This window comes from Streptomyces sp. NPDC001890 (genome assembly GCF_042891445.1).
Taxonomy (GTDB): Bacteria; Actinomycetota; Actinomycetes; order Streptomycetales; family Streptomycetaceae; genus Streptomyces.
In genome coordinates, this window is sequence record NZ_JBIATE010000001.1 from 1,323,128 (window position 1) to 1,335,689 (window position 12,562).

General features: G+C 71.5%; 9 protein-coding genes. 6 read left to right on the plus strand and 3 right to left on the minus strand.

Features of this window, described 5'->3' with window-relative positions; all coding sequences use genetic code 11:
• Positions 1-2: 2 nt before the first annotated feature.
• Positions 3-3,098, minus strand: coding sequence for an NACHT domain-containing protein (locus ACFYY1_RS05855; protein ID WP_388581303.1), 3,096 nt, complete (start codon positions 3,096-3,098; stop codon positions 3-5).
• Positions 3,099-3,247: 149 nt separating this feature from the next.
• On the opposite strand from ACFYY1_RS05855, the gene ACFYY1_RS05860 reads away from it, so the two are divergent.
• From ACFYY1_RS05860 to ACFYY1_RS05870, 3 genes are read left to right on the plus strand one after another with little or no spacing between them, the layout of a single operon-like run.
• Positions 3,248-4,126: a sterol desaturase family protein gene (locus tag ACFYY1_RS05860; protein WP_388581304.1), complete on the plus strand. Its 879-nt coding sequence runs from the start codon at positions 3,248-3,250 to the stop codon at positions 4,124-4,126.
• A complete protein-coding gene (locus tag ACFYY1_RS05865) occupies positions 4,123-4,812 on the plus strand; it encodes a lysoplasmalogenase (RefSeq protein ID WP_388581306.1) in 690 nt (229 codons plus the stop codon). Before ACFYY1_RS05860 ends, ACFYY1_RS05865 begins: the two co-directional genes overlap by 4 nt.
• 21 nt (positions 4,813-4,833) lie before the next feature.
• Positions 4,834-5,877: a zinc-dependent alcohol dehydrogenase family protein gene (locus tag ACFYY1_RS05870; RefSeq protein ID WP_388581307.1), complete on the plus strand. Its 1,044-nt coding sequence runs from the start codon at positions 4,834-4,836 to the stop codon at positions 5,875-5,877.
• Here the strand turns inward: ACFYY1_RS05870 and ACFYY1_RS05875 are convergent.
• Both ACFYY1_RS05875 and ACFYY1_RS05880 read right to left on the minus strand, forming a co-directional pair.
• A complete protein-coding gene (locus tag ACFYY1_RS05875) occupies positions 5,867-7,399 on the minus strand; it encodes a CoA transferase (protein WP_388581310.1) in 1,533 nt (510 codons plus the stop codon). The genes ACFYY1_RS05870 and ACFYY1_RS05875 overlap by 11 nt on opposite strands.
• An 84-nt stretch (positions 7,400-7,483) precedes the next feature.
• Positions 7,484-9,019 (minus strand): S8 family serine peptidase, encoded by a 1,536-nt coding sequence (locus tag ACFYY1_RS05880; RefSeq protein WP_388581312.1) that lies wholly within the window; start codon positions 9,017-9,019, stop codon positions 7,484-7,486.
• Between the two features lie 290 nt (positions 9,020-9,309).
• Here ACFYY1_RS05880 and ACFYY1_RS05885 point away from each other — a divergent pair, with 290 nt between their 5' ends.
• The 3 genes from ACFYY1_RS05885 (at position 9,310) to moaA (ending at position 12,557) form a co-directional block, all read left to right on the plus strand.
• The gene (locus ACFYY1_RS05885) at positions 9,310-9,675 is read left to right on the plus strand and encodes a DUF485 domain-containing protein (RefSeq protein ID WP_388581315.1); all 366 of its coding nucleotides are present in this window, start codon (positions 9,310-9,312) and stop codon (positions 9,673-9,675) included.
• Entirely contained in the window at positions 9,672-11,312 is a 1,641-nt protein-coding gene (locus ACFYY1_RS05890; RefSeq protein ID WP_388581317.1) for a cation acetate symporter, read from the plus strand. The genes ACFYY1_RS05885 and ACFYY1_RS05890 overlap by 4 nt, the downstream gene beginning before the upstream one ends.
• A 255-nt stretch (positions 11,313-11,567) precedes the next feature.
• Positions 11,568-12,557: a GTP 3',8-cyclase MoaA gene (moaA, locus tag ACFYY1_RS05895; protein ID WP_388581320.1), complete on the plus strand. Its 990-nt coding sequence runs from the start codon at positions 11,568-11,570 to the stop codon at positions 12,555-12,557.
• Positions 12,558-12,562: the final 5 nt, after the last annotated feature.

Here is a 12,562-nt window from a genome sequence, read left to right on the forward strand (position 1 = left end):
CTCTACGCGACCCGCATGATCCGCCCGGGCGGGAAGAGCTCGGTGCCGATGGCCGGAGTCTCGCTGCCGAGGGTGATCGTGAGCCGGCCGAGACCGGCCAGGGGGGTCAGGTCGAGCGGTTCCTCGTCGTTCGGGGCGTACAGACGTACGCGCGTCAGAGCGGGCAGGTCCCGCAAGGGCGCCAGCCCGCCCGGGAGCCGGCAGCGATTGAGGGTGAGCGTTCTCAGGCCGGTGAGGCCGGCCAGGACGGCCGGGTCCGGGATGTTCTGCAGGCGAAGAGTGAGCTGGTCGAGTCGTTGGAAGAACGGGGTGCGGCACACGTACTGCAGGTGCCGCCAGCTTTGCAGGCTGAGCTCCGCCAGCTCGGTCCATCGCTCCACGCCCTCCAGGCCCATGCCTTCGAGATCCCGGGTGAGGCTCAGCGTTCTGAGCCCCTGGCCCAGGGCCAGTTCACCGATGTCGCTGACGGGAAAGACATGGCCCAGGTGGAAACTGCGGACGTTCGTGAGCGGCTCAAGCTGTTCCTTCGGCACATCGGGATGCAGTCGGACCAAGGAGAGCCAGTCCAGCGGGAGGTCCGCCAGCGGGCTCAGATCACGGACCCCGGGGCACAGGCTGAGACCCACCTCCGTGAGTGATCGCATCGAGGCCATCGGGGAGATGTCGGTCAGGTCCTTGTTGTCGTAGACGAAGAGTGCCTCCGTCCCGGGGCGGGCAGTCAGCGGGGACAGGTCGGGGTGGCTGCCCCGCAAGATGATCCCTGGTGCTTCGGGCACGTACCGCAGGGCCGCCATCTGGTCGGCGTTCTCCACGGACACGCCGACCTTGTCCCAGGCCCTCGCCGCGAGTACCTCCCGGGCGTAGTCGTCGGCGTCGAACGAGCCCCACGCGTCGGACAACTCGGCTGCCACCCACGTCCGCTCGTCGTCCCGGTACCCCTTGACCACTTCGTACGCCGCGTCACCGCCCACCAGAGCGGCCGTCCTCACCACGTACCCCGCCGCGTACTCGCCCTCCACCTCCTCCGGCCCCGGCAGCAGGCCGAGGACCAGTTCGCCGACCTCGGCCAGCGCCTCCGCCTCCGCCTTGCTGCGCGGGGGAACCAGCTCCGCCGTCCGCTCCTGGACCTCGGCACGCACCGCCGGATCCAGCTCCGGCGCGTGTTCCAGGCTCGCCGCCGCCAGCAGCACCAGCCGGTGCCGGTGCTTGCGGGTCTGGCCCGCCCGCTTCAGCAACTGGCGTAGCAGCCGGGCCCGTTCGTCGGCGCGGGCGTGGCCCACCGCCATCTGCACCACGTCGTGCCACTGGTCGTCGTGCGCGTGCTTGACCAGGACGCCGAAGTCGCGGGCCTCCACCGCCGCCTTGGCACCCAGGTAGTCCTGGAACGTCCGGTGCACGAACCCCACCGCCCCCGGCGCGGGTTCGCGCAGCAGGCCGCTCCTGATCAGGAGGTGGGAGAAGACCTCCTCGGCGGTCCCGCGCACCTGGGTCATCGCCGTCAGCCACTCGGCCACCATGGCCAGCGCCTCGTCGCGGTCCGCCTCGGCCTGTCCGTTGCGGATCAGCCAGTACGCCAGCCGTTGCAGCAGCGCCGTCTGTTCCTCCCGGGTCAGGTCGACGCCCTCGACCCCGACGATCTCGCGCTCCGTGTCGCGCCGCACGAGCAGCATGTCCAGCGCGGCGTCGTACAGCTCCTTGCGGGCACGGGGCAGCTGCATCCGCCGGTCCCGGTTCAGCGCGCACAGCAGGGCGCACATCAGTGGGTTCGTCGCGAGCCGCCCCAGGTCGCGGCGGGTTCCCACCGCGCGCCGCAGCGAGGCCTCGTATCCGTCGAGCTGCTCGCGCTGCTCGGCGGAGAGGCACTCGGACCGGGCGGCGGTGTGCCAGTGGCCGAGGAACGAGCGGATGTCCTTCTGGTTCATCGACAGCAGCGAGTGCGCCTCGAAGCCGATGCCGGACAGCCAGCTCTCCGGAACGGCGGACGGCCTGGTCGTCACCACGTACCGGGACTCCGGGTACGCCGTGATCAGGTCCTTCAGCCACTTCTCGGTACGCCGGCGCAGCCGCGCCGGGACCTCGTCGACCCCGTCCACCAGCACCAGGCCCCGTCCCGAGGCCAGCAGACCGTCCACCCAGCCGGCCGGTGCCGCCCCGTGCAGGGGGACGCCGGCCGCGCGCAGGAACTCCTCGGGCGTGGGCAGAGCCTCGTGCGAGGTGAAGGCGCGCAGCCGCAGGACGAACGGCACACAGCGGTTCCAGTCCATCAGGTCGGTGCCGAAGGTACGGCGGGCGGCGTTCACCGCGAGCCACTGCACCAGCGTGCTCTTGCCCGAGCCGGCCGGCCCCCGCAGCAGCAGCCGGTCCGTCCCGGACAGTGCCTGCTCGATGGAGACCGTCACCGTGGCCGGGTGTTCCAGCCAGTCCTGCCGGGCACCGTTCCCGCTCACCGACAGGCTGATGTAGGCGGTCTCCAGCGGCCACTCGGCCGCCGACCGCCCGAGCGTCAGCCCGAACAGGCCCATCCGGCAGTGCGTCGCCGCCATGAACTGCGCGTACCGCCGCTCGAAGTCCAGGGCTGCCGCGTCCGGGCGCGGGCCGACCCGTTCCCGTACGTCCTCCACCAGCTCCCGCGTCCGCTCCGCCGCGCGGGTCTGCTCCACCGCCGCGCGCGCCGCGAAGGACGGTTCGGCGGTCAGCTGCTCCACGACATGCGCGCAGCACCGGCCGAGCAGCTCCCCGTACAGCCCGGCCGCACGCTCCGACAGCCCCGCGGCGGGCGGCGGCAGCTCGGCGGCCAGCCGCTCCGGATCCAGGTCCACGGCGAACAGCCGGTCCGCCGTCAGCTCGCCCGCCGCCACGAAGGTGTCCCGCACCGCGTCCACGGCGGCCAGCCGCTCGTGCTCCGGCAGCCCGGCGTACGACTGGGCCAGCCGGCCGCCGAGCACCCGCGCCAGCCGGTCCGGCTTCGCCGGGCGGGGGAGCGGGCGCACCGGATCCGGGACGAGGCCCGCGCCGGGCCTCGGCGTGACCAGTGACCTGGTCACCGTGCCGATCACCGTCGTCGCCAGTCGTACCAGCGCAACTTCCAGCCCCTGCACGGCGGTTCCTTCCCCCGGGAAAGCTCGGTGCAGGGATCGTACGACGTGACTGTTGGCAGAAGTCACCAAAGACTGCTGACACCGCGTCTCGCATACTTGTTGGTAACTACGTCTGGTGCCGGGCCGACCTGCGGCTCTACGGTGCAGGCATGCCGACGAACCTGCCCGATGTAGTGCTCTGGTCCATACCGGCCTTTGTCCTGCTCACTGTTCTGGAAATGGCCCTGCACCGCTTCCACCCCGACGAGGACGCCGCCGGGTACGAGGCGAAGGACGCCGTCACCAGCATCACCATGGGGCTGGGCAGCCTGGTCTTCGACCTGCTGTGGAAAGTGCCCATCGTCGCGATCTACACCGCGGTCTACGAACTGACCCCGCTCCGCGTCCCCGTGCTGTGGTGGACCGTCCTGCTGATGCTGCTCGCGCAGGACTTCTTCTACTACTGGTCGCACCGCGGCCACCACGTCATCCGGATCCTCTGGGCCTGCCACGTGGTCCACCACTCCAGCCGGAAGTTCAACCTCTCCACCGCGCTGCGCCAGCCCTGGACCTCGCTGACCGTCTGGCCGTTCTACCTGCCGATGATCGCGTGCGGAGTCCATCCGGCGGCGCTCGCCTTCTGCTCGTCGGCGAACCTCGTCTACCAGTTCTGGGTGCACACGGAGCGCATCGACAAGCTCCCCAGGCCCTTCGAGTACGTACTGAACACGCCCTCCCACCACCGGGTGCACCACGCCTCGCAGGGCGGCTACCTGGACCGGAACTTCGGCGGCATCCTGATCCTGTGGGACCGGCTCTTCGGATCCTTCACCGCAGAGACCGAGCGGCCCGTGTTCGGGCTCACCAAGAACATCGACACCTTCAATCCGCTCCGCGTCGCCACCCACGAGTACGCCGCCATCGCCCGTGACCTGCGCTCGGCGGGCAGCTGGAGCGAGCGGGCCGGGCGGATCTTCCGCGGACCCGGCTGGCAGCCGGCCGGAACGGCGGCCCGCAAGGCCGCCCCCGCCCAGGAGAGTGCCGGATGAGCGCGGACGTCGTACCGGACCGGCGGGAGCGCCTCGTACGCCCGCTGTTCATCGCCTTCCTCGTGGCCTCGGCCGTCGACCTCGTCGGCCTGCTCGCCGATGTCCCGGCCGCCCACCTGGTCGCCAAGCCGCTGCTGATGCCGCTGCTGGCGGGGTACGCCGCCGCCCGGCGCGGGCCCCGGCTGCTCGTCGCGGCGCTGCTGTTCGGCTGGGGCGGCGACACGTTCCTGCTGGCCGACTCCGATGCCGCCTTCCTCGTCGGGATGGGCTCCTTCGCCGCGGGGCACGTCTGCTACCTGTGGCTCTTCGGACGGGCGCGCGGTTCGCTGCCCGCCGGGATCGCGTACGCCGTCGTCCTGACCGTCTTCGTCGCGCTGCTCTGGGACGGGCTGCCCGCGGATCTGCGGATCCCGGTGACCGGCTACAGCGTGCTGCTCACGGCGATGGCGTTCCGGGCCGGCACCCTCGGCCGGTACGCGGCCACCGGCGGGGCGCTCTTCCTGCTCTCCGACGCGCTGATCGCCACCGGCATCGCGGACTGGCCACAGCTGCCCGCCCCCGACTTCTGGATCATGCTCACCTACATCGCGGCGCAGTTCCTGCTGACCGTCGGCGTGCTCGCACCGGGGCCGAAATGGGGCGGTGTCACCGCCGGGGCGTACCGTGAACGGAGTACCAGCAGCTGAGAACGGCAAGGACCCCCACGCATGCGCGCCACCGTCATCCACGCCCCCCACGACATACGCGTGCAGGAGGTCCCCGACCCCACGGTCCAGCAGCCCACCGATGTGGTGCTGCGGGTCCTGCGGGCCTGCATCTGCGGCAGCGACCTGTGGGCGTACCGGGGCGAGTCGGCCCGGCAGCCGGGCCAGCGCATCGGGCACGAGTTCCTCGGGATCGTCGAGGAGGCGGGCTCCGAGGTGGCCGGCTTCGCCGTCGGTGACCTGGTCGTCGCCCCGTTCGTCTGGTCCGACGGCACCTGCGCCTACTGCGCCGAGGGGCTGACGACCTCCTGCCCGCGGGGCGGGTTCTGGGGCTCGGTCGGTTCCGACGGTGGGCAGGGCGAGGCCGTGCGCGTCCCGTTCGCCGACGGCACGCTGATCAAGCTCCCCGCCGCCGCGGCCGCCGACGACCACCTGCTCACCTCGCTCCTCGCCCTGTCCGACGTGCTCGGCACCGGACACCACGCCGCCGTCGGCGCGGGCGTGAAGCCGGGCTCCACGGTCGCGGTCGTCGGTGACGGGGCGGTCGGGCTCTGCGGCGTCATGGCCGCCAAGCGGCTCGGCGCCGAGCGGATCATCGCGCTCGGCCGCCACCGGGCCCGCACGGACATCGCCCGCACCTTCGGCGCCACCGACGTCGTCGCCGAACGTGGCGAGGCGGCCGTCGAGGCCGTACGGGAACTGCTCGGCGGCGAGGGCGCACACGCCGTGATCGAGGCCGTCGGCACCGAACAGTCGATGCGCACCGCGGTCGGGATCACCCGCGACGGCGGCTCCATCGGCTACGTCGGCGTGCCGCACGGCAGCGGCACCGGACTGGACCTCGGCGTCATGTTCGACCGGAACATCGCCCTGCGCGGCGGCGTCGCCCCCGTGCGCACGTACATTCCGGAGCTGCTCCCCGACATCCTGGCCGGCACGATCGACCCCTCGCCCGTCTTCGACCTGACCATCGGCCTCGAAGACGTCCCGGTCGGCTACAAGGCGATGGACGAGCGCACGGCGCTGAAGGTGCTCATCAAGCCGTGAGCCAGGCGGTCGCGTCCGCCCCCAGCGGGCCGGGCGGGCGCGACCAGTCGGCGGGGGCGCCGTCGAAGGCGACCGGCGGCAGCGCGTGCCGCAGCCGGCCCAGCGGGCCGTCCGTCTCCGTGAGCCACTTCTCCGGGTCGTACGACGGATCCGCAGCCGTGTCCGCAGCCGCAGCCGTGTCCGCGTTCGGCTCCCGGCGGGCCGGGAGTCCGTCGAGCAGCCAGGCGGCGGTGCGGGCCAGCGAGAGCGTGACCAGCCGGGAGCCGCCCTCGTCGTGCTGCTCGGTCAGCGCCCGCAGCACGGCCGCGGCCAGCAGATAGCCGGTGCCGTGGTCGAGCGCCTGGGCGGGCAGCGCCCCGGGCCGGCCCTCGGGCCCGACGGCCTCGACGGAGGCGATGCCGGTGGCCACCTGGACCAGGCTGTCGAAGCCGCGCTGCCGCGCCCACGGACCGTGTCCCCAGGCCGAGAGCCGCCCGATCACCAGCCCCGGTCTGCGCGCGGCCAGGGACCGGGGCGTCAGCCCGAACCGCTCGACCGAACCGGGCCGGTAGCCGACGACGACCACGTCCGCGTCGGCCAGCAGCTCCTCGAAGGCCGCCCGGCCGGAGCGGCCGGCGAGATCCAGCTCCACCGACCGCTTCCCGAAACCGGTGTCGCTGTGCGCGTCCGGGCTCTCCGGCAGTTGCGGGGCGTCGATCCGCAGGACGTCCGCGCCGAGCAGCGCGAGCGTACGGGTGGCGACCGGCCCCGCGATGACCCGGGTGAGGTCCAGCACGCGCAACCCGGCGGCGGGCAGCAGCGGTTCACCGGTGAGCGCCGCCGTCCGGCGCACCGGCGCACCGTCGATGCGGCCCCTGCCCACCAGCGGTGTGCCCGCGAGCGCCGCACCCCGAGGATCGGCCGCCCACTGACCGGGCGTACGGGCGGCCACGGCCAGGCCGCCCGCCGCGTACACCGTCCGCTCGATCTCGTCGCTCGGGCGCCCGGCGAACGAGGCGGCGGCGGTGTCCACGGCGGTGTCGTCGGGGGTGTCGGCGGGCAGCCCCAGCGTGGCGAGCAGCCGGGCCCGGTGGTGCGGGTAGTTGGCGTGCGTGCGCACCCAGCCGTCGGCCGTGCGCCAGAACCGGGACAGCGGGGCGAACGTGGTCGCCGCGCGCCCGTCGATCCGCAGATGGCGCTCGCTGGTGAACGCCGTGGCCACCGCGCCGTCGTCGATGCGGACCCGTGGCACGGGGCCCCCGGTGCGGCGCGCGGCCAGCTCGGCGGCGGCCAGCGAACAGACCGCGACGGCGGAACGGGCCAGCTCCATGACGGGCAGCCGGGCGGGAAGCAGCCTGTCGGAGCCGCACGCATCGAGGTCCTCTGAAGAACCGAGGTCCTCGGGAGAACCGAGGCGCGCAGAAGAACTGAGATGCTCGGAGGAACTGGGCTGCGCAGAAGACCCGATGCGCGCGAGGAGCGCGGGGTCGCCGCCGAGCGCCGCCCAGGCCTGCTCCGTGCCGGACAGGGGTGCGTGGTTCATCCCCGCACTATGGCACTGAGTGCCACCGAGCGGGAAGGGCCGGCCGGAGACTCCGGCCGGCCCTTCCGTCGCGCCGCGTTCCGACTACCAGCGGACCGCGTTCAGCGCGTTCACCACACCGGCGCCGTAGAAGCCGTTGCGGTTCTTGCCGCCCTCGCAGACGGCGTCGATCTTGCCGTCACCGTCGATGTCGTACGGGGCACCGCACGCGGTGGCGTCGGCCTCGGCGCTCAGCAGCGCCTTCACCGCGGCCGCCGAGGCGTGCGGGTGCGTCGACTTGATCAGGGCCGCGACACCCGCGACATGCGGGGAGGCCATCGAGGTACCGGCCTTGTAGCCGTACTTGCCGTCCGGCAGCGTGGACAGGATCAGGCCGCTCGTGGCCGGCGGGGCGGGCGTCTGGTAGACCGTGGAGTCGCCGCCCGGGGCCGCGACGTCGATGACGCCGTTCCCGTAGTTCGAGTACGAGGCCTTCAGGCCCTTGGCACCGGTCGCGGAGACCGTCACGACGCCCGGCAGCTGCACCGGGATGTCGAGGCACTCACTCGGGTTGATCGTCCGGGTGACGGCCGAGGTGTCGTTCGGGCTGGTGGTGTCCTCGATCGCGTCGGAGGCCAGGTCGAACCTGCTGTTGCCGGCCGAGGCGATGTTGACCGTGCCCTTGCTCTCCGCGTACCGCGTGGCGCGCGCGACGGCCTCGACCAGGGCGCCCTGGTCCGGGTCGTTCTTGCAGTTGAACATCCACGGGTCGGTGTAATAGCTGTTGTTGGTGACATCGACACCGTGCTCGGCGGCCCAGACGAAGCCGCAGACGATCGACTCGGTGTAGAAGAAGCCGTCCGGGTTCGCCACCTTGATACCGGCGACCTTGACGCCCGGGGCGACCCCCGTCACCCCGACGCCGTTCTTCGCGGCGGCGATGGTGCCCGCGACATGCGTGCCGTGGTTGCTCTCGGTCGGCGCCGAGCGCCAGGCCCCGTCCGTGGTGTCCGGCGCCCCGGAGACGCAGCTCGCCGACGCCCCGCGGTCGAAGTTCGGTGCCAGGTCCGGGTGGGTGTCGTCGACGCCCGTGTCGATGACCGCGACCGTGACCTTGCTGCTGCCGAGCGTCAGCTTGTGCGCCTGGTCCGCCTTGATGGCGGGCAGATCCCACTGCAGGGGCTCCATCGGATCCTGGTCGCCCGTCGCCTCGGCCGACGCGGCCTCCGCCTGCGCGGCGGTGAGCGGCTGCTCGACCCCGGTGTCCGTGGTGGCCTGGGGAACGATCGGGTTGGTGCGGGTGGCCCCGGCCGAATCGACACCCTTGACCCGGCGGATCGACTGCGCGAAGTCCGGGTTCTGCGAGTGGACGACGATGACGCCTATCTGCTCGTAGGCGACCACCACCGTGCCGCCGGCCGCGGCTATCGCCTTCTTCACCTGCTTGACGGTCCCGTGGCCGCCCCGCGTGTTGACCACGTACGAGAGCTTCGGGCCGTCCGTCGACACCGCAGCAGTGGGCTGCGCGTCCAGGGGTGCGGCAGAGGCGGCCGCCGTCGGCAGGAAGCCGAGCGAGGCCGTGAGTGCCAATCCGACGGGCAACGACAGTGCGCGCGTCCGTCTGGAACCCAGATGAGCCATGGGGTCTCCACATCATCCGTGCCAAGCGACCGGACACGGGGCGCATCCAGTCGCGTACATGACCAGGAAGTTATCGCTGATCATCCCCGCTGTTCAATGAGTTCGCGGGACCGGGTTCGGCCGGACGGATGCGAAACGGCGTCTGGGAGAAGTACGGAGCCGGGATGAACCGCTTCGCCGCGCACTCCGTGCCGTTGTCGGGGGAGGTGCACCGACACCCCCGGCACCCAGCGTTCCCAGTGAGATCCACCGTCACCGACACCACCGCACCCGCGTCGCGAGGAGATTCCGTGGCTACCGATGCATCCCCGCCCAAGGCCAGTACGGACACCCGCCCTGCCCAGCCCACCACCGAGGACTTCATCGAGATGCAGGAGAGCGGGGAGTTCGGTGAACTGCGCCATTCCTACCGCTCGTTCGCCTTTCCGCTGACCATCGCGTTCGTCCTCTGGTACTTGCTCTACGTGCTGCTGTCCAACTACGCGGGCGGCTTCATGGGCACCAAGGTCTACAGCAACATCAACGTGGCCTTCGTCTTCGGCCTCGCCCAGTTCGTCACCACCTTCCTCATCGCCTGGTTCTACTCGCGGCACGCGGCCGCGAAGCTCGACCCGAAGGCCGAGGCCATCAAGTCCCGTATGGAGGCCGACGCATGAGCGCCGCGTACCACTCGCACACCGCCGTCCAGCTGGCCGCCTCCTCGACCACCGAGCACCGGCCGCTGATCATCACGCTCTTCGCCGTGTTCGTCGCCGCGACCCTGGGCATCACCGTCTGGGCCGGACGGCAGACCAGGAGCGCCGCCGACTTCTACGCGGGCGGCCGCCAGTTCACCGCCTTCCAGAACGGACTCGCGGTCTCCGGCGACTACATGTCCGCCGCGTCCTTCCTCGGCATCGCCGGCGCCATCGCCCTCTTCGGCTACGACGGCTTCCTGTACTCCATCGGCTTCCTCGTCGCCTGGCTCGTCGCCCTGCTCCTGGTCGCCGAACCGCTGCGCAACTCGGGCCGCTACACGATGGGCGACGTCCTCGCCTACCGGATGCGCCAGCGCCCCGTCCGCACCGCCTCCGGCGTCTCCACCATCGTCGTCTCCATCTTCTACCTGCTGGCCCAGATGGCGGGCGCGGGCGTCCTGGTCTCCCTGCTCCTCGGCATCACCAGCGACGCGGGCAAGATCCTCATCGTCGCCCTCGTCGGCGTACTGATGATCGTGTACGTCACCATCGGCGGCATGAAGGGCACCACCTGGGTCCAGATGGTCAAGGCCGTACTGCTCATCGCCGGCGCCCTCCTGATGACCTTCCTGGTGCTGCTGAAGTTCGACTTCAACATCTCCGACCTGCTGGGCACGGCCGCCGAGAAGAGCGGCCAGGGTGCGGCGTTCCTGGAGCCGGGCCTCAAGTACGGTGCCACCGGCACCTCGAAGCTGGACTTCCTCTCGCTCGGCATCGCCCTGGTCCTCGGCACCGCCGGCCTGCCGCACATCCTGATCCGCTTCTACACGGTGCCGACCGCCAAGGCCGCCCGTAAGTCGGTCAACTGGGCCATCGGCATCATCGGCGCCTTCTACCTGATGACGATCGCTCTGGGCTTCGGTGCCGCGGCCCTCATCGGTCCCGACGAGATCAAGGCGAAGAACCCGGCCGGCAACGCCGCCGCACCGCAGCTCGCCGAATACCTCGGCGGGGTCGGCACCACCGGCGGCGCCGTGCTGCTCGCCGTGATCTCGGCCGTGGCCTTCGCCACCATCCTCGCCGTCGTCGCGGGCCTCACCCTCGCCTCCTCGTCCTCCTTCGCGCACGACATCTACGCCAACGTCATCCGCAAGGGGAAGGCCACCGAGAAGGAGGAGATGCGGGCGGCCCGCTGGGCCACCGTCCTCATCGGCGCGGTCGCGATCGCCCTGGGTGCCTTCGCCCGCGACATGAACGTCGCCGGACTGGTCGCGCTGGCGTTCGCCGTCGCCGCCTCCGCCAACCTGCCGACCATCCTCTACAGCCTCTTCTGGAAGCGGTTCACCACCCAGGGCGCGCTCTGGTCGATCTACGGCGGTCTGGCGACCTCGGTGATCCTGGTGCTGTTCTCACCGGTCGTCTCCGGCAACCCGAAGACGTCGATGTTCAAGGGCGTCGACTTCGCCTGGTTCCCGCTGGAGAACCCCGGCCTGATCTCCATCCCGCTGGGCTTCCTGCTCGGCTGGATCGGCTCCCTCCTCTCGAAGGAGGAGCCGGACAAGGGCAAGTACGCCGAACTGGAGGTCAAGTCCCTCACCGGCGTCGGAGCGCACTGAGCGAGGGTCCTCCGACCGGATCGGACCAGGCCCCGCGAGCCCGGCCCGACCCGGACGAGAGGCCCTGGCCGCGCCCCGGGTCCCCCTCCCGCTCCGCGGCCGTGTCGTAGGGTCCTACGACACGGCCGCGCCGCACCTCGTGTCAAACGGGCCCCGCCGATGTCACAGCTCTCGCGTAGTCTCGGAGGAGTCAGCCGGAAGGGCCGTACGGAGAGCGGAATCGGCGCCGGGAAACAATCGCGGGAGGGGGCCCACATGCTCATCGACACCTACGACCGGGTAGCCACCGACCTGCGTGTCTCGCTGACCGACCGGTGCAACCTGCGGTGCACGTACTGCATGCCGGAAGAGGGCCTGCAATGGCTGGCCAAGCCCGACCTCCTCACCGACGACGAGATCGTCCGCCTGATCGACATCGCCGTCACCCGGCTCGGCATCACGGAGGTCCGCTTCACCGGCGGGGAGCCGCTGCTGCGCCCCGGGCTCGTCTCCATCGTCGAGCGGTGCGCCGGCCTGGCCCCCCGCCCCAGGATGTCGCTCACCACCAACGGCATCGGTCTGCAGCGCACCGCCGCCGCACTCAAGGCCGCGGGTCTCGACCGGGTCAACGTATCGCTGGACACCCTGCGCCCCGACGTCTTCAAGACCCTCACCCGCCGCGACCGCCACCACGACGTGCTGGCCGGTCTCGAAGCCGCCCGCGCAGCCGGGCTCACCCCGGTCAAGGTCAACACCGTCCTGATGCCGGGGCTCAACGACGACGAGGCCCCCGAGCTCCTCGCCTGGGCCGTCGAGCACGGGTACGAGCTCCGCTTCATCGAGCAGATGCCGCTCGACGCCCAGCACGGCTGGAAGCGCGACGGCATGATCACGGCAGGCGACATACTTCGGTCGCTGCGCACCCGCTTCACCCTCACCGAGGAGAGCACCGGGGAGCGCGGCTCCGCCCCCGCCGAGCGCTGGACCGTCGACGGCGGCCCCCACCGGGTCGGCGTCATCGCCTCCGTCACCCGCCCCTTCTGCCGGGCCTGCGACCGCACCCGGCTCACCGCCGACGGCCAGGTGCGCACCTGCCTCTTCGCCCGCGAGGAGACCGACCTGCGCGGCGCCCTGCGCTCGGACGCGCCGGACGAGGAGATCGCCCGGATCTGGACACTCGCGATGTGGGGAAAAAAGGCCGGATCCGGTCTGGACGACCCGTCCTTCCTCCAGCCGGACCGGCCCATGTCGGCGATCGGCGGCTGACGGGC

Excerpts from the sequence above, each read along its gene's own strand:
- ACFYY1_RS05880 (WP_388581312.1), bottom strand. The coding sequence starts at position 9,019 with ATGGCTCATCTGGGTTCCAGACGGACGCGCGCACTGTCGTTGCCCGTC.
- ACFYY1_RS05870 (WP_388581307.1), top strand. The coding sequence starts at position 4,834 with ATGCGCGCCACCGTCATCCACGCCCCCCACGACATACGCGTGCAGGAG.
- moaA (WP_388581320.1), top strand. The coding sequence starts at position 11,568 with ATGCTCATCGACACCTACGACCGGGTAGCCACCGACCTGCGTGTCTCG.
- ACFYY1_RS05860 (WP_388581304.1), top strand. The coding sequence starts at position 3,248 with ATGCCGACGAACCTGCCCGATGTAGTGCTCTGGTCCATACCGGCCTTT.
- ACFYY1_RS05890 (WP_388581317.1), top strand. The coding sequence starts at position 9,672 with ATGAGCGCCGCGTACCACTCGCACACCGCCGTCCAGCTGGCCGCCTCC.
- ACFYY1_RS05875 (WP_388581310.1), bottom strand. The coding sequence starts at position 7,399 with ATGAACCACGCACCCCTGTCCGGCACGGAGCAGGCCTGGGCGGCGCTC.
- ACFYY1_RS05865 (WP_388581306.1), top strand. The coding sequence starts at position 4,123 with ATGAGCGCGGACGTCGTACCGGACCGGCGGGAGCGCCTCGTACGCCCG.